Origin of the sequence: Bradymonas sediminis (genome assembly GCF_003258315.1) — a bacterium.
GTDB lineage: Bacteria > Myxococcota_A > Bradymonadia > Bradymonadales > Bradymonadaceae > Bradymonas > Bradymonas sediminis.
Map to the genome: position 1 here is coordinate 761,099 of NZ_CP030032.1, position 15,698 is coordinate 776,796.

Below are 15,698 nucleotides of genomic sequence, written 5' to 3' on the forward strand. Positions count from 1 at the left end.
TTTGAACACGCGGGCGCAAAACGGTCGGATTAGAATTGCGCCAAAAAGCGCAGGTCATTGTCGAAGAACATCCGAATATCGTTGACGCCAAGCTTGAGCATGGCGATGCGCTCGACGCCCATGCCGAAGGCGAAGCCGCTGTATTTCTCGGGGTCGACGCCCACGGAGGTGAACACGTTGGGGTCGACCATGCCGGAGCCGAGGATCTCGAGCCAGCCGGTGTGGCTGCAGATGCGGCAGCCGCTGCCTTCACAGAAGATGCAGCCGATGTCGACTTCGGCGCTGGGTTCGGTGAAGGGGAAGAAGCTGGGGCGAAACCGGAGCGGGGTGCCCGGGCCGAAGACACGCTCGGCGAAGTGGCTCAGCGTGCCCTTGAGGTCGGCGAAGGTGATATTCTCGTCGACCAGCAGGCCCTCGACCTGGTGGAAGACCGGGCTGTGGGTGACGTCGGCGTCGCAGCGGTACACGCGCCCCGGCGAGATGACGCGCACCGGCGTGCCGTAGGCGAGCATGGTGCGCACCTGCACCGGCGAGGTGTGGGTCCTGAGCAGGCGCCCGTCGTCGAGCATGAAGGTGTCCTGCATGTCGCGCGCGGGGTGGTCGGCCGGGAAGTTGAGCGCCTCGAAATTGTAGAAATCCTCTTCGATTTCGGGGCCTTCGGCGACCTCGAAGCCCATGTCGCTGAAGATCGAGATGAGCTCCTGCTGGACCTCGATAAGCGGGTGGCCGGAGCGCACCGCGGGGGTGCGGGCGGGCAGGGTGACGTCGATGGTCTCGGCGGCCAATTGGCGGGCGAGTTCGCGGGCGTCGAGCATGTCGTTGCGCGCGTCATAGGCGTCTTGAATGGTCTTTTTAGCGAGGTTTGATGCCTGGCCGGCGAGTCGCTTCTCGTCGTTGGGAAGCTCGCGGATGAGCTTCATCAACTCCTGGACTCCGCCTTTTCGGCCCAGATAGCGGTTTTTTACCTGGATGGCGTCTTCTTTTCGCTCGACTTCAGCGAACTCGGCGACGGCCTGCTCGGCGAGTTGGTTGAGCCGGGTTTCAAGTTCCGAAATATTCATCAAGATCCTCGTATAAACGCTTTTGCTGGGCGGGTGTGTGGGGCGGGCGGGGCCGCCGACCGAGCACATGCGCCCAAATGGGTGTCCAAGAAAAGCCATCGCCCCACAACGACAAGCGAAGCGGGGCGGGGCGGTTCATCAAAGAGCCGGGCTGACGCGCGCCGTGCATCGAAAAGAGGCGCGAGTGCGGCACGGTTTGTGGCTGCTTAACCCAGGGCTTGACGCGCAGTCTCGACGACTTTGCTAAATCCTTTGGGGTCAAAGACGGCCATGTCAGCCAGGACCTTACGGTCGAGCTCGACGCCGGCTTTGTTCAGGCCACCGATCAGCTTCGAGTAGCTCATGTCATTCTGACGCGCGGCAGCGTTGATACGCGTGATCCACAGGCGACGGAATTGACGTTTGCGTTGGCGACGATCGCGGTAGGCATAGCACCATGCGCGATGAAGGGTTTCTTTAGCATTTGCGAAAAGACGGCGACGGCCACCCACAAATCCGCGAGCGGATTTCAGGACTTTTTTACGGCGGGCGCGAGCCTTGGTTCCTCGTTTAACGCGCGGCATAACATTACCTCAAAATCAAAGATAGGGGAGCAATTTCTTGATGCGTTTTGCATCGGCATCACACAGGTATGAGCCCGCGCGCAACTGACGTTTTTGCTTGGGAGTCTTACAAGTCGTAAGCAAGTGAGAGCGATAAGCGCGGCGGAATTTCACCTTGCCGTTTTTGTTAATCTTAAATCGCTTAGCAGAACCACGATGGGTTTTCATTTTTGGCATTGCGTCCTCGTTTTTTCTGTATGTTGAACGCTTTATATCGCGCTCATGAAAACAAAGTAGGCGGAAATTTAGCGTTTTGGCGCGGCCGTTCCCCAAATGGGAGCGAAAGCGAAGACGAGTGACTACCCGATCGCTGTCAGAAATTCAAATGCTATTTTGGAGCGGCTCGTCGCCGGTTGCTTTTTCGGCGCTGCCGAAGCGTTTTAGGGTGCGATAATGCGACCCCACGGCGTCGCCGAAGGTCTCGTAGCAATGATAGGGGACTCCGTATTCCCGGGCGGTCTGGCGCACAATTGAGGCGATATCGGGGTAATGAATGCTGCAGATGCGCGGAAAGAGGTGGTGCTCGATCTGGAAGTTGAGCCCGCCGATATACCAGCACAGAAATTTATTATCCTGGGCGAAGTCAGCGGTGGTGGCCATCTGATGGACCAGCCAATGCTCGGGGATCGTGTCGTCGGTGTCGGCCACGGGGTGTTCGGTGTCTTCGACGATGTGGGCGAGTTGGAAGATAATGCCCAGGGTGAGGCCGGCGGTCAGGTGCAGGGTGAAGAAGCCGATCGCGAATTGCAGCCAGGTGATGTCGAGCAGGAGCATCGGCACGGCGATGATATAGCCGTAATAGATGAGCTTGGTGACGATGAGGATCGCCCACTCACTGGCCGGGTGCTTCTTATCCTTATAGGGGCCGAGATCGCGTTGAAGGAAATATTTATAATCCTTGATAAAGACCCAGAAAAACGTCGCGAAGCTATAGGCAGGGAACGCCAGGAGATGCTGGAGGCGGTGGATCGGCTGGTGCTCGGTGTTGGGCGAAAGGCGAATGAATCCGGCCACTTCCAGGTCTTCGTCGTGCCCCTGGATATTGGTGTAGGTGTGGTGGATCACGTTGTGGGTGATCTTCCAGATATACCCGTTGGCCCCGAGAAGATCGAAGCTTAAGCCGAGCAGTCGGTTGACGTGTTTGTTGGCCGAATACGCCCCGTGCAGGGCGTCATGAGAGACAGAGAAGCCGATGCCGGCCATCCCAAGCCCCATGACAAAGCACATCGCCCACATGCCCCAGACGGGCAAGATATCGCTGATGATCAGCGCGTAAGAGCCAAAATAGAGGGTGAATAGGGCGATGGTCTTTCGAATCATCGCCGCGTTGGCAAATTTTGAGAGGTTATTTTCGGCGAAATACGCGTTGACACGCGCCTTGACGGTTTTGCTGAAGTCGCGATTCCTTCGATTGTCGAAGGTGATCTTGCGCTGGGTCTCGTTCATATACTTCCTACGTCTGAGCGAGGGCGAAACTAACATAAATAGGGTGGGGAAGGAAAGGTGGACGAAATAAGGGAGGTTTATCTTTGGTTTGAAATACTGTTATAGTCGAGTTCTACCGCAAAATTGCTTTCGTGAAGCAGGATTTTTGATGGGGCTATGGTGCGCATTATTTGAGGATATAACCAAATCCGTCGATAGGGATTTGGTCGGCGCGCAGGTGCGCGCATGCCTCGGTATTGCGGCGGCCCTGGCTCAGGGAGGCGCGTCGGGTGACGCGTCGGCGGGCGCAGAGCTGCTCTGGGTGGATTGGCTGGAGTGGATGAGCGCGTGCGCGTGCGCGGGGATTCGGCGGGACGAGGCGGTCTTCGAGGTTATTTTGGATCATTTGGTCGCCGGGGATCTTGGCCGGCGCATAGAAAATGGTCCTTCGTCTGGGGCGCCGAGGAGGCGTTGGCGATTTGTGACGGCCGAGGCAGTTCAAGCTTTGGCGAAGATCGCGGTCGAGGACAAGGGTTGGGTTCGGTATCACGCGGCGTGTGCGCGCGGGTTGCTAAAGACGTACGGCGATGACTCCCATGACCGTCGAGGGCGCGTGGTCGCCGGGCGCCGTGCGCAGCATCTGATCGCGGGCCGACGGGTTGATGAGGCGCTTGAGATGCTGCTGGTCGCCCAGAAGGTCGCGCTCGACTCCGACGACCATCTGGCGTGCCGAGCCTATCTGGACCAGCGCGATCGCCTCCTCGATGAGATGGAAGTTGGGCCCGGGAGTCCGTTTCGGGCCCAGAACGATACGCGTCGCGCGCGATCTTATTTTTTGAAGGGGGAAATCCCGCGCGCACAGGAGTTGGTCGATCGCGCGCTGAGGGTCTTTCGCCGCAGCGATTGGGCGGCTGAGACCGGCTACGCGATGCTGCTCTACGGGCAGATCCGGACCGGTCAATGTCGCTACGCGGACGCGCTGCGTCTCAATGACGACGCGTGTGGGTATCTGGCGGTTGCGGGCGACGAGCACGGTTTGACGCGTGCTCGGGCGAATCGCGCGTACGTGATGATGCTGCAGGGGCGCTACGTGGAGGCGCGCGAAGGCCTGCTTAAGGCGGTCGCGACCTTCGAGGCCCTTGACGATTATTTTATGCAGGCGGTCAATAATAATTTTATCGCCCAGACCTGGCTCGGGGAGGGCAAGTACACCGAGGCGGTCCGATACGCCGAGCTTTCGCGAAAGCTCGCCCGTGAGCGTGGCTTTCGGGTCGTCGAGGGGACCGCGTGGACGGTATTTGGCGAGATCGCGCGCCACGCCGAAGATTGGGAGCAGGCGCGCCATCATTATGCCAAGGCGCTCGATCTTTTTCAGGTCGATAATAGTCGCCCGGCGCATGTGGCGCGCTATAATATTGCGCTGGTTGAGATCGGCGCGCAGAATTTTGAGTGCGCCCGGCCCGTCCTGATTAAGCTGATTATGTCCTATGTGGAGCTGGGCTATCAGTCGAAGTTGCCGCTTATCTACGCCGGGTTGATGGTCTGCGCGCTGGGCCGGGGGGATTGGGCCGCGTGGGATGAGAGCTTGGCGCGCTTCGAAGATTCGTTGGCGAAAATTAGTGGGGCCCACGAGGACCTGGCCTGGTTGGCGGTGCGGGGGTTGCGCTACCTGGATGCCGTCGAGGACGGCTCGATGTCTGAAGACGGCGCTGAGTTCAAGCGCCGTCGCGCGGCGCGAGAGGTGCTCTACACGCTCGCCTGCCAACAGAATGACTTGCTGGGAAATAGCGCGCGACTGAGCGCCCTGCGCGCGACCTACGCCGACGCGTCGCCGACTCTTGTCGCCCAGTCTTATTGAGTATCCCCGCCGACACCGCGTAAGATCTTTCGCAGCCCCGATCAGGCGCTCATCTCTGGCGCCGAGTCCATCACCGCCAACACGAGGAATACCCCATGAAATCAGCCCTATGGATGAAATTGGGTCGCTTTCGAATTAACCTTGCCCAGGTTGCGTTTATTGAGCGCGACGCGGAGTGCCTGTTGTTTTTTAACGCCGATGGGGCTCAGATCTTTGAGCGCCGCTTCGAGACTCAGCGCCAGGCGGATCAGGTGCTGCGCGACCTGTTCGGCTACGAGGATATTCAACTCGTCACCGCCCGGTATGAGGGCGTGGACGCAGGTTCAAAGGCGAGCGCCGCAGATGCCGGCGCTGAATAGATGCGTGACGTGATCGGCGTGCGCGTCGATGTTATGCTTAGAGCGCAGATTCATCGAATCCGAGCAGTTCACTTCACCCCAGGAGCCGACCATGTGCCTAATTTGCGTTGAATTTCAGAAAGAAAGAATGACAGTCTTCGAGGCGCGCCGCGCGTTTGGTGAGATGGTCGAGGGGCTTGACGCTAAGCACGCCGCCGAGGTCGAGGAGATGCTCGACGAGGCTGAAGAAGCCGAGGAAGCCGCTGACGATTGAGCGCGGCCGGGCGGCGCGTGAGTTGCATTGGTATTCATTTCTATCGACACCCCTGAAGTCTTATAAGTACGAGTTTTTTATGGCCATTTCGTTCGCGCAGCAGATTATGTCGAACCCTACGGATAAAGACGCATGGGTAAAGGCGTTTAAGGCGACCACCGGGCATACCGCGATGGCGCCGCATCAAATTGAGTTGGTCGATATCGGCGACGATTTCGCGGTGCTCGAGATGCCGATCGGCGACCACGCGCGCCAGCCCTTCGGGCTGCTGCACGGTGGGATGAGCCTGTTATTGGCGGAGTCGGCGGCGAGCATGCACGCCTGTTGGGGCGTCGATTTGAGCAAGCGCGTTCCGGTGGGGATCGAGGTGAGTTGCTCGCATCTTAGCTCGGCGACCGAGGGGAGCGTGCGCGCGCACGCCACGGTGATTAAGCGCGGCCGCACCCTGATTCGCCATAAGATCGATATCATCCATATCGAGACCGAACGGCTGCTCTGCGAAGTGCGCGTGACGAATCTATATAAGTCGATGTGATGATTGCGGGTCAGGTTATGTGCTCGGCGAGGCCGGTAGCGCGTGGTCGGGCCCGCTTTTTTGTGCGCTCTCATCGGGCTCGGGCGGCGATTCGGCGACGAGGTCGACTTCTCCGCCCTGGTAAATGGTCGTCTCCTGGTAGAGGGCGCGCAGATCCGGGATGATCACCTTGACGGCCCCCGCGATGGGTATCACCAATAGGATGCCCCAGAGACCGGCCAATTCACCGCCGGCCAGCAGCAAAATGATCACCGCGATGGGGTTCATGTCGACGGAGTCGCCCAATACCTTGGGGCCGACGATATATGCCTCCAAGATGTGGTTCACCAGGAAGACGCCGACGACAAAAAGGATGCCGATCCATCCCGGCCAGTCCAGCAGGACCACCAGGGCGGTCATGGCGATCGCCAAGATCATGCCAAGGTAGGGGATAATATTGGTGATCCCCGCGGCGACGCCGATGGCGATCCCGAGTTGGAAGTCGATCCCGAAGAGGGCGAAGACGATGGCCAGCCCGATGGCATAGAGCGCGCCGACGATCGCGGCCACCAGAAGTTGCCCGCGGAACCACTGCCCGACGGCGACGTCCATCCTCGCCAGAATCGAGAGATAATATGCGCGTCGTTTGCGCGGAATCCACTCGACCACCGCCGTTTTATAGCGGGCGAATTTCATCAGGAAATAATAGGTGAATAGAGGGATAAGGATGAGGTTGAACGCGGCGAAGAGGGCCCTTCCGGTTCCTGAGACCGCGCCCACGCCCCAGCCGCCGATGCGTTGGGCGAGTCCGGGCAGCGCGTTGGCGGCGTCGCTGATATAGCCTTGAACGGTTTCCTGCATGGATTCGGGCAGCCGGGTTTCGATCTGGGTCGTTATCCAGGGGAACCAGGTGTCCTGAATCTCGCCGATGAGCTCCGGGATATTGCCGATCCAATAGCTGAGTTGGGAGATGATCGAGGGGAGCAAGAATAGCAGGACGACGGCGATGAGCGCGAAGACTGAGCCCAGGCACACCAGGGTGGCGGCGCGCCGGCTTAGGCCGCGGCCTTGGAGTTTGCGCACGAGCGGGTCGAGCAAATACCCCAGGATGAAGCTGCCGAGCAGGGGGGTGAGCAGGGTGCCCATGGAGATGCTCAACCACCAGGCGATGGCGACGATGAGCGCGAAGAATAAGATGCGCATTGAGATATAGACGTAGCGCCAGACGCGCGCGCGGTATTGCTGGGCGCTGAGGCGCGGGAAGAGCGCTGGCCCGACGGCGGCGTCGCGCGGCGGCGTCTCCTCGGGAGCGCCGTCGGGCAGGTGCTCATCGGGATGCTCGCCTATGAAGCTAGCCATAAGTCATTCCTTCGAAGCGCTCAGTGAGATGCGGCGCGGCGTCTATTCGATGCCGACCTTGCGGCGTCGAATCATCGTGTGGACCCGCTCGGGGCGGCGTACCCAGGCGACAAAGGTCAGCAGGAGCAGCATGGTAAATGGGATCAGCGCGTAGATGGCCTCGCCGAAGAATAGATGTGTGACGATTGCGCCGATCATGACCACGCCCAGGACGATGGCCGAGTAGAGCGCGGTGCTTGGGATGATCAGGAAGATCGCCGCGGTGGCTTCGATCATCCCGATACCTTTGGCAAACCAGGTTGGGTATCCCCAGCGGGTAAACCCGGAGTCAAAGAGGCCGAGTTCGCCCAGCTTGGGCACCGACGCGCCCAGGAAGATGGTGGCGAGCAGCAGGATGATAAACCAGGTGCCTATGCGCTTGAGGGACCGGTTTGGGTAGACCTCGGGGCGGCCAATGAGGTCAGACGGGGGCGCGTTCAACGATGAGGATTCCATGGTTCTTCTCCCGGGTTCGCTTCGCGAGGCCAATGCCAACCTGCACGGCCGGCGCGACGTCGATCGGTTACGTGCGTTCAATGGGTTCAATTTAAACGCCGCGCACGCGACTGCAATCGCCTAGAGCCTGCAGGCGCGCTTGAGGCTTCGCCCGTCGGCGGTGACTTGTTGCTCCTCTTCGATGGTGATGGAGGCGCAATTGGTGCTGTGAATCTTGGCCCCGGGCTCGATATGCATCCCGGCGCCGCCGCTAAAGCGCGTGGTCACGTTATTGAGGGTGGCCGAGACGAGGCCGAAATAGTCGTCGAACATCAGGTTGGCCGGCTCGGCGCCCTTGAAGGTGCGCGCGCTGCCGCCGTATTCGATAGTGACATGCTCGAAGGCGTTCTCGACGCTCGAGGTGTCGACCAGGTGAATGCCCTTCCAAAAGCCAGGCTGCTTGGTCTGGGCGGTGAAGATGATCGGTTTTTCGGCGGTGCCCCGCGCGGTGATGCGCGCCCGGAAGACCGAGATGCCGGCGCCCTCGGCGAAGACCAGTGTGACCCCCGGCTCCAGGATGAGGTGGGCGTCGTCGCGCACCAGGATGTCGGCGCGCACCAGGTAGTCGGCGTCGGTGGCGGGCCAGCTGGAGGTGACGCTGTCGAGGTTTGCGCCCATCACCTCGATGGTGCCTCGTGTGTCCGGGGCGGGTTTGGTCGGGGTGTCGACGGCGTTGGCGGCGGTGGCTGCGGCGTCATGGCCGTCGTCTTCGCCGGCGTCCGGGGCGTCGTCGAGGCTATTATTGGACTCGGCGGGCTGGGGCGTCGGCTTGCCGAATTTGGAGGCGTAGGAGCTCTGGGCGTCCAGGGCGCTCACCGCGCTGGGATCGAGCAGGGCGGCCGCGCGTTTATTATCGACAAGCTTATTATTGCCAAAGTCGAGGTCGACCTTTGCCTCGGCGTAGAGGCCGTAGCGCCCGCTGTGGGAGAGCTCGGTATTGTTAATCTTCAGGCGCACCTTTCCGTAATAATCGTCGAGCATCAGGTTGGCCGGCTCGACCCCCTTAAAGGTCGGGTTGGCGCCGCCGTAGCGAATCGCGACGTGCTCCAGGACATTGTCGACGCTATTGCTGTCGATATACAAAATCCCCTTCCAATACCCCGGAATCTCGCTGAGCCCGGTGAAGACCACCGGGGCGTCCTTGTGGCCGCGGGCCGAGAAGCGCGAGCGAAATACTGAGATGCCCGTGTTCTCTGCGAATTTGAAGACGGCGCCCGGGGCGACTTCGACGAAGCTATTCTCGGTGAGGTTGAGGTCGCCGGAGACGATATACGGCACCTTGAGCCCCGGCCAACTCAGGCGCTCGCCCACCAGGTTGGCCCCGCTGAGTTTGACCAGGTCGTTTTGATTGCCGGTGAAGTCGCTGTCGGCGTCGAGCTGGTTGAGGAATAGCGGGCTGAGGTAGGCGGCGCCTTTTTGGTTCTCGGTGAGGATGTTTTGGGCGAATTTACTGCGCGTATTTGCCTCGGCATAGAAGCCGTAGCCGGCGCTATTTCGCAGGGTAACCTCCGAGATGTCGACGCTGACTTTGCCATAATAATCGTCGAGCATCAGGTTGGCCGGTTCGGTGCCCGCGAAGCCCGGGGTGGCGCCGCCGTATTCAATGATGACCTGGTGAAGGATATTTTTGGGGCCCGCCGAGTCCATGAATCGTACGCCCAGCCAACTTCCGGGCTCCTTTCGCTCACCGGTGAAGACGATGGGCGCGTCGGCGGTGCCGCGGGCGTGAAGCACGCCCTCATGCACGCTGAGGCCGGCGGCGTCGCCGAAGACGATTTTGACGCCCGGGTCCACGGTCAGCTCAACGTCGGTGCCCACGGTGAGCTGCTCGCTGACGGTATAGCAGCGGCCCAGGCCGGCTTTTAGGTGCACTGACTTTCGCAGCATCTCGGCGGTGAGCGCGGTGTTGCGGCGGCAGTCGACGGCCTGGGTGGCCGGGTCTTCGTCGGTGCGCTCGGCCCAGCAGGCGGGCAGCGCGGTGCTCAAGCTGAGCAGCAGCGCGGCGCTGATGCTCAGGTTGCGGCGCAGCGCGCGGCGCGTGCGGCCATCAAACGACCTCGAATCACCGAGTCCCCCGATAAATTGTGTCATGGTCTGCTCCTCTTTGTTGCGCAATAAAAATGAGTGCTCAGAGGCGAAATTCGTAGCCGCCGAGGACCTCGGTTTGGTCGTAATTTTGGGTGCCCGCGGAGTCGTGGCGCTGGGTCACCGCGATCAGGAGGCGGTGGTGAGAGGTGAGCATATAGCGAAAGCCCGCGGTCACCAGCCAATGCGACTCGGAGTTGATGTCGCGCGGCTCCAGGTAGTCACTTTTGCCGCCGCCACCGCCGCCGATATAAAATTGTGTCAGGTTGCTAAAGAAGTAGAACGCGCGCCCGAGTCCCGAGTGGGCGACGGGATCGCCGTCGTCGGAGAAGGTCATAAAATAGCGCAATTCGAACATATAGGGCTTGATATAGATCTCGGCGTTGGCGTTGAGGACCTCGTTGGATTCATCGGGAAATTCGATATGCCAATAGCGCGCCGATGCCTGAAAATACTCGAAGGACCAGCCGGCCTCGACCAGCGCGTTCCACTTGGGCGAGAAGATCGGGTCGATGGCGAAGCCGCCGCCGGCTTTGAAGAAGAGGCCGGAGTCAAATTTATAGTCGCCCCAGGCGTTGAAGCGCCAGTCGGCGGCGCGGTGGTCGAAGAAAGGGCGGTGCAGCCACTCCCAGGTGCCCATCAGGGTGAGGTTTCGCGAGAGTTCGCTGCCCACGTCGCCCCGCAGGCGCCAGCCGTCCAGGCGATTGATGATCCGGCTATAGCCGTAGAGAATATTTGCGTAGAGCTTGGGGTAGGAGTCCTCGGCGATTCCCTCGTGGGCCTTGCAGGCGTTGGTCGCCTCGGGGGCGATCTCGCAGGATTTCGCCAGGTCCTCGAGCGCTTTGGAGTCGTCGCCGGCGCCGCGGTGGGCCATCGCGCGTTTGTAGAGCACCAGGGGGTTGTCGGGGTCGGCCTCATCGTAGCGATTATACCACTCGATGGCCTCGTCGAAGGAGTCATCCCAGAGCAAGATATCGGCGCGAAGCCGCATCGCTTCGGGGCGCTCGTAGAGGTCTTCGGGGAGCGTCTCAAGGAGCTTTCGCGCCGCGTCGAGCTGGTCGGTCCAGGCGAGCAGCCGGGCTTTGAGAAGTTTGAGGTCGTTGCTGTCCGGGTAGTCCAGCAGCGCCTTGTCGACCCATGTGAGGGCTTCTTCGGAGTTGCCCTGGGCGGCCAGGGCGCGGGCGAGTTCGACCCAGGCGTCGGGGTTCCCCTGCTGCTCTTCGGTGCAGGCGCGCGCGGTCTTTTCGGCCTCGCTAAAACGGCGCTGCATGCGCAGGCCGCGCGCCGCCTCGACGCAGTCGACCTGGGGCCGGGCGCGCTCGGGCGGCGCCTCCAATTCTTCGCTCTCCTGGGCCGCCACCAATCTCGGCAGGGACAGGGCGAGCAGGAAGATGACCAGCATCAATAGCAATCGCATGGCAAGTTTTGAATTCATGCTCAGCTCCATCATCGGCACCGGGGCCGCGCATCGTCGCGTGTGTGTGCGATGCGCCGGCGTGCAATCAGCGGGCACCTAAAAAGTCAGTGAGGGCGTCGTCGATGCACTAAAAATCGGCGCATCTCGCCCGGTCGCCATCTCGCGCTCTAAAAAGAGAAACCACAGCGTCGGCGCGGCCGCTGCGTGCGTGGAAAATCCCGGCAGTTGAACCGTCGAATAGGGTATCCCCGGCGCGCCCGTGCAACTCAGGGCGATCCCGGTGCGCAACATCTTCTGCGCGGTCTCCGGGTCGCCAAGGCGGTGGGCGGCGATGCCCATGCCCATCGCACCCTCCACGAAGATATGATCGGCGGCGGCGTCCACATCGTAGCCGTCGATATCGTCTTCGTAGGGGCGAAATCCCTGGAGTTTAAGGGTCACCGGACCGTGCTTGGCGTGGCCCACCAGGAGGGCGCTGCTGGCGAAGGTCTCGCGGGAATACCGATAACTCTGGGCGGCGAGTTGGGGGTGTCCGGCCCCCAGAAGCCACAGGGCGCCCCAGGCGCCGGCGGCGTCGAGCGCCCGGCGGGTGTCGACGCGCTCGGCTCCCGCGGCGACCGCGAATCGCCCGGGGCGTTTGAGCCACAGCACGTCGAGCATTTGCTCGGCGAGGCGCTCGGCCTGCATGGGGAAGAAGCGGGCCAGGACGATATGCGCGTCGAATTGATGCTCGCTGACCGCGAAGCCGAGCTTGGGGCTCGGCGGGGCTTCCATCAGGGTGCTCGGCAGGCCGCGCCCGGCAGACACAAGCCCGCGCGTCGGGCCGCTGCCGCCAAGGCGCATGGACTCCAGAAAACGCGCGGCCCGCTGGGCGCTCAGCAGCGCCGCGGGCTCGCCAAATTGCGTGCCGAAATAGGCCAGCGCGTGCGCCGCCCAGGCGACCGCCCCGCTGCGAATATAGCGCGCGTGATGGTCCTGCGGGTTGTCCAGGTGAAAGCTATAGCCCCAGCTGCCGTCCTCTAATTGCAAGTAGCGCAGGGTCTGGGCGAGGGCGCGGGCCCGGCTATATTGCCCCTTCCAGGCGTACCAGAGCAGGGCCAGGGCGTTGTCGTAGAGATAGCTTCGCCGGGAGATGGAGGTGGTGGCCTGTGGGAAAGACAGCAGCGCCATCGCGGGCGCGCCGGGCAGGGACGCGGCCTGGTATTCGGCCAGCTGCAGCCAGTCCTCGGCGCGTTTTCGCGCCGTGCGATGTGTGTCTTGCATCGCGCGCTCCCTATGCGCTCGCCGCGTCGGGTTCTCGGAGGGGTCGGGCGCCTCGGCGTCGTTTAAGATCTGCATGAATCGCGGATCACAATCACGCGACTCCGGCTGCTGGTGATGGGCGGGACGGCTGGACGCGGTCGCGCGGTGGCAGCCCGCGCCGATGAGTCCTGCGGCGAGCATCACCAGCGCCGCAGCCATCGCGGACCGTGGCCAGGCTTTCGGTGGCATGCTCATTCGCCACCGCCTGACGCGGCCTTCGACGACTCGGCCAGCGCCTCTGGGCCGCTCAGCTCCAGCATCTCCTGCGGGCTTGGGAGCGCCTCGACGCCCTCCTCGGAGTCCGGATGTCGCTCAAAGCCTTTGCGTGTCATTTTGCCCCATGATTTTTCCCCAACCATATATTTAACCAGCCCGCGGATGCGGAACCAAAGCGTGAGTTGGCGGTAGCCGAGGTTCTCGAAGACCGCCGCGGCGAGCAGTTTGAGCCGGGGTTTTGCGCCGCGAAAAAGGTTGAACCCCCAGTTGTCGATGAGCAGCGCCTGCACCGACATCATGGCGCCGAGCCAGAAGGCCGCGATCAGGAATAGAATCGCGAATTTCAGATCGACAAACCCAAAGATGAGTCCGGCGCCAAACCAGAAATACCCGAATAGCTCGATGACCGGCCCGAAGAGCTCGAACATCAGGTAGGCCGGGTAGACGACCAGGCCGACCGGGCCGTATTTGGGGTTGAGCATCATCGCCTTGTGGCGCCACATCGTGTCGGCCATGCCGCGGTGCCAGCGGTCGCGCTGGTTGCCCAGCAGCTCCAGGGTCTCGGGCGCCTCGGTATACGCGATGGGGTCGCTGATATGGATGATCTTTCGCGGCGGTTTTTCCTCCAGGATATGGCGCTGCAATTTGACCACGACCTCCATGTCTTCGCCGACCGAGTCGCGCGCGTAGCCGCCGACCGCCACGACCGCCTCGCGCTTAAAGAGCCCGAAGGCCCCGGAGATAATGAGGTTTCCGCCCAGGCGATTGAGGCCCATGCGGCCGAATAAGAAGCCGCGCAAATACTCGATGATCTGGAAGCGGGCGAGCCAGGATTTCGGGACGTCGACCTTCTGCAAAACCCCGTGGCGAAATTGGCAGCCGTTGGCCAGGCGCACCGTGCCGCCGACCGCGACCACCCCGCGCGGGTCGTATAGGAAGGGCTCGACCATGCGCAAAAGCGCCTTGCGGGTGACGATGGTGTCGGCGTCGGCGCAGCAAATCAGTGGGAAGCGCGAGGTGTTGATGCCGACGTTGAGCGCGTCGGCCTTGCCGCCGTTTTCCTTGTCGACCACGAAGAGGCGCGCGTCTTTGCGGGATTGGTAGATCCCGCGAATCGCCTCGGTCTCGATCTCGCGGCGGATGATGAGGTCGACCTTCTCGAGGTCAAACTCCTCGACCAGCTTTTGCAGCGTCATGTCGGTGCTGCCGTCGTTGACGACCAACACCTGGTGGTGGGGGTATTCGAGCTGCAAGAAGGCGCGCACCGAGTCGACGATGGTCTGCTCTTCGTTGAAGGCCGGGGCGATGACCGAGATGGGCGGGGTGCTGGCCTGGGCGAGCACCAGCGCGTCCAGTTCGGGGACCTGGCTGGCCTTTCGGCGCGCGATCTCAAAGACCGAGAAGATGATGAGGAGCCCATAAAATGCGTTGAGCCCAATAAAATAGCATAGAACAAAGATATCAACCCATTCTCTCATATCGAGTTACCCCCTGAAATTTTTGAAAGTCATCGCTCTCTAGAGAGAAAAATACGTGACGGAAAAATTGCTTAGACGGCGCGCTCCAGGAGGCGCTGGCTGCGCTGTAATTCCTGGGTGGCGGACTCGGCGGCGTAGCGGTCGTCGCAGTAGGCGGCGACGTGGTGGAGCTGCTCGGCGCCGGGTGCCCCGAGCATGCCGAGGGCGCCGGCGGCGTCCTGGCGCACCCAGAACGCGCGGTCCTTGAGCGCCTGGGCGAGGGGGGCGGCGGCGGCGGGCTCCTGGCGACGCCCGAGCGCGCGCGCCGCGCGGGCGCGCACCTGCCAGGTCGGGTCGTCCAGCGCGCTCAATAAGAGGTCGAAGCTCGGGCGCCCCTGCAGTGAGCCGGCCGCCTGGCAGGCGCCGATCCGGACCTCCATATCCTCGGAGCGCGCCGCCGGTGCGAGCAATTCGGACACGCCCTCAAGCCGCTGCTCGGCGGCCACCGTGAGTAAGAGTCGGCGCACCCGCCCGCACTCAAATTGCTGCCAGCGCGCGAAGACATAGCGAAGCGACTCCGGCGGGAGCTTGGAGAGCACCGCCTGCACGGGCTCCTCCATCATCTGAGAATAGAGGCGGGTGACCTGCAAAAGCGCGACGATATCCTCGGGCTGGCCGACCCGGGCCAGGGTTTGCATGGCGAGGACCTGGGCCAGATACTCCGCGCCGGCCTGCTCGAGCAGCACGGGGCGGTCCTCGGCGCTGCCCAGGACGTAGAGCCTGCGAAGGGCGCGCAGCCGCTTCAGCGCATTTTTCGAGCGGCTCGCCGCGCGGTCTTGCTCGGCGTAGCCAAACTCGTGGTAGAGCACGATCAGCGCGTCGTAGGCGGCCCCTCGGGTGTGCAGCAGGACGCTGGCCAGAAAGTCCTGGACCAGCGAGGGCTCAAATTTCGCCGCCCGCTCCATCCACCCGCGCAATCGCTCGGGGGTGGGCTCGCCGAGGGCCTCAAAGAAGTCGTCCTCGAGGGCCTCCATGAATAGGCGCTTGGCGCGCCCCTGGCGCATCTGGCGGGCCGACTGAAAGATCATCCACGCGATCAGGGCGCCGACCACCACCAGCTCGGCTGCGATCAGAATGATCAGCCCACGGTACAGCGGCGTGGACCAGAGGATCTCCCAAAAAATAAGCAATGTTTCGGACATCGAAACTCCTATTCGACCGACATGATGGCAGATCGCCATGGGGGCGAAACCAGT

General features: G+C 62.0%; 15 protein-coding genes. 4 read left to right on the top strand and 11 right to left on the bottom strand.

The window, feature by feature from the left end; all coding sequences use genetic code 11:
• Positions 1-29 precede the first annotated feature (29 nt).
• From pheS to DN745_RS02880, 4 genes are all read right to left on the bottom strand, one after another.
• Complete coding sequence (pheS, locus tag DN745_RS02865) at positions 30-1,061, bottom strand: phenylalanine--tRNA ligase subunit alpha (protein ID WP_111331991.1); 1,032 nt, start codon at positions 1,059-1,061, stop codon at positions 30-32.
• A gap of 206 nt (positions 1,062-1,267) precedes the next feature.
• Positions 1,268-1,624, bottom strand: coding sequence for a 50S ribosomal protein L20 (gene rplT / locus DN745_RS02870; protein WP_111331992.1), 357 nt, complete (start codon positions 1,622-1,624; stop codon positions 1,268-1,270).
• A gap of 15 nt (positions 1,625-1,639) precedes the next feature.
• Positions 1,640-1,840, bottom strand: a complete 201-nt coding sequence (gene rpmI, locus DN745_RS02875) for a 50S ribosomal protein L35 (protein ID WP_111331994.1) — start codon at positions 1,838-1,840, stop codon at positions 1,640-1,642.
• 144 nt (positions 1,841-1,984) lie between these two features.
• On the bottom strand, positions 1,985-3,109 hold the full coding sequence (locus tag DN745_RS02880) for a fatty acid desaturase family protein (protein WP_111331996.1): 1,125 nt from the start codon (positions 3,107-3,109) through the stop codon (positions 1,985-1,987).
• Between the two features lie 148 nt (positions 3,110-3,257).
• On the opposite strand from DN745_RS02880, the gene DN745_RS02890 reads away from it, so the two are divergent.
• The 4 genes from DN745_RS02890 (at position 3,258) to DN745_RS02900 (ending at position 6,093) form a co-directional block, all read left to right on the top strand.
• A complete protein-coding gene (locus tag DN745_RS02890) occupies positions 3,258-4,946 on the top strand; it encodes an ATP-binding protein (RefSeq protein ID WP_133621722.1) in 1,689 nt (562 codons plus the stop codon).
• Positions 4,947-5,041: 95 nt separating this feature from the next.
• Positions 5,042-5,305, top strand: a complete 264-nt coding sequence (locus tag DN745_RS02895; RefSeq protein WP_133621723.1) for a hypothetical protein — start codon at positions 5,042-5,044, stop codon at positions 5,303-5,305.
• Between the two features lie 127 nt (positions 5,306-5,432).
• Entirely contained in the window at positions 5,433-5,558 is a 126-nt protein-coding gene (locus tag DN745_RS19825; RefSeq protein ID WP_275426323.1) for a hypothetical protein, read from the top strand.
• Positions 5,559-5,637: 79 nt separating this feature from the next.
• Positions 5,638-6,093: a PaaI family thioesterase gene (locus DN745_RS02900; protein WP_111332002.1), complete on the top strand. Its 456-nt coding sequence runs from the start codon at positions 5,638-5,640 to the stop codon at positions 6,091-6,093.
• 15 nt (positions 6,094-6,108) lie between these two features.
• Here DN745_RS02900 and DN745_RS02905 read toward each other — a convergent pair whose 3' ends face one another.
• From DN745_RS02905 to DN745_RS02935, 7 genes are all read right to left on the bottom strand, one after another.
• Complete coding sequence (locus tag DN745_RS02905) at positions 6,109-7,431, bottom strand: AI-2E family transporter (RefSeq protein ID WP_111332004.1); 1,323 nt, start codon at positions 7,429-7,431, stop codon at positions 6,109-6,111.
• A gap of 42 nt (positions 7,432-7,473) precedes the next feature.
• Positions 7,474-7,926, bottom strand: coding sequence for a DoxX family protein (locus tag DN745_RS02910; protein ID WP_111332006.1), 453 nt, complete (start codon positions 7,924-7,926; stop codon positions 7,474-7,476).
• Positions 7,927-8,046: 120 nt separating this feature from the next.
• The gene (locus DN745_RS02915) at positions 8,047-10,056 is read right to left on the bottom strand and encodes a hypothetical protein (protein ID WP_133621724.1); all 2,010 of its coding nucleotides are present in this window, start codon (positions 10,054-10,056) and stop codon (positions 8,047-8,049) included.
• 37 nt (positions 10,057-10,093) lie between these two features.
• Complete coding sequence (locus DN745_RS02920; protein ID WP_162687413.1) at positions 10,094-11,485, bottom strand: tetratricopeptide repeat protein; 1,392 nt, start codon at positions 11,483-11,485, stop codon at positions 10,094-10,096.
• A 78-nt stretch (positions 11,486-11,563) separates the two neighbouring features.
• Complete coding sequence (locus DN745_RS02925; protein ID WP_133621726.1) at positions 11,564-12,964, bottom strand: hypothetical protein; 1,401 nt, start codon at positions 12,962-12,964, stop codon at positions 11,564-11,566.
• Positions 12,961-14,463 carry a glycosyltransferase family 2 protein gene (locus tag DN745_RS02930; protein WP_111332013.1) on the bottom strand — a complete coding sequence of 501 codons (1,503 nt, stop codon included), beginning with the start codon at positions 14,461-14,463 and terminating at the stop codon, positions 12,961-12,963. Before DN745_RS02930 ends, DN745_RS02925 begins: the two co-directional genes overlap by 4 nt.
• 71 nt (positions 14,464-14,534) lie before the next feature.
• Complete coding sequence (locus DN745_RS02935) at positions 14,535-15,644, bottom strand: HEAT repeat domain-containing protein (protein ID WP_111332015.1); 1,110 nt, start codon at positions 15,642-15,644, stop codon at positions 14,535-14,537.
• Between the last annotated feature and the right edge of the window lie 54 nt (positions 15,645-15,698).

What these genes read in the sequence shown, in the direction of transcription:
- DN745_RS02905 (WP_111332004.1), bottom strand. Translation starts at nt 7,431, where the DNA reads ATGGCTAGCTTCATAGGCGAGCATCCCGATGAGCACCTGCCCGACGGC.
- DN745_RS19825 (WP_275426323.1), top strand. Translation starts at nt 5,433, where the DNA reads ATGACAGTCTTCGAGGCGCGCCGCGCGTTTGGTGAGATGGTCGAGGGG.
- rpmI (WP_111331994.1), bottom strand. Translation starts at nt 1,840, where the DNA reads ATGCCAAAAATGAAAACCCATCGTGGTTCTGCTAAGCGATTTAAGATT.
- DN745_RS02925 (WP_133621726.1), bottom strand. Translation starts at nt 12,964, where the DNA reads ATGAGCATGCCACCGAAAGCCTGGCCACGGTCCGCGATGGCTGCGGCG.
- DN745_RS02910 (WP_111332006.1), bottom strand. Translation starts at nt 7,926, where the DNA reads ATGGAATCCTCATCGTTGAACGCGCCCCCGTCTGACCTCATTGGCCGC.
- DN745_RS02880 (WP_111331996.1), bottom strand. Translation starts at nt 3,109, where the DNA reads ATGAACGAGACCCAGCGCAAGATCACCTTCGACAATCGAAGGAATCGC.
- DN745_RS02900 (WP_111332002.1), top strand. Translation starts at nt 5,638, where the DNA reads ATGGCCATTTCGTTCGCGCAGCAGATTATGTCGAACCCTACGGATAAA.
- DN745_RS02890 (WP_133621722.1), top strand. Translation starts at nt 3,258, where the DNA reads ATGGGGCTATGGTGCGCATTATTTGAGGATATAACCAAATCCGTCGAT.
- DN745_RS02930 (WP_111332013.1), bottom strand. Translation starts at nt 14,463, where the DNA reads ATGAGAGAATGGGTTGATATCTTTGTTCTATGCTATTTTATTGGGCTC.
- DN745_RS02895 (WP_133621723.1), top strand. Translation starts at nt 5,042, where the DNA reads ATGAAATCAGCCCTATGGATGAAATTGGGTCGCTTTCGAATTAACCTT.
- DN745_RS02915 (WP_133621724.1), bottom strand. Translation starts at nt 10,056, where the DNA reads ATGACACAATTTATCGGGGGACTCGGTGATTCGAGGTCGTTTGATGGC.
- DN745_RS02935 (WP_111332015.1), bottom strand. Translation starts at nt 15,644, where the DNA reads ATGTCCGAAACATTGCTTATTTTTTGGGAGATCCTCTGGTCCACGCCG.
- DN745_RS02920 (WP_162687413.1), bottom strand. Translation starts at nt 11,485, where the DNA reads ATGAATTCAAAACTTGCCATGCGATTGCTATTGATGCTGGTCATCTTC.
- pheS (WP_111331991.1), bottom strand. Translation starts at nt 1,061, where the DNA reads ATGAATATTTCGGAACTTGAAACCCGGCTCAACCAACTCGCCGAGCAG.
- rplT (WP_111331992.1), bottom strand. Translation starts at nt 1,624, where the DNA reads ATGCCGCGCGTTAAACGAGGAACCAAGGCTCGCGCCCGCCGTAAAAAA.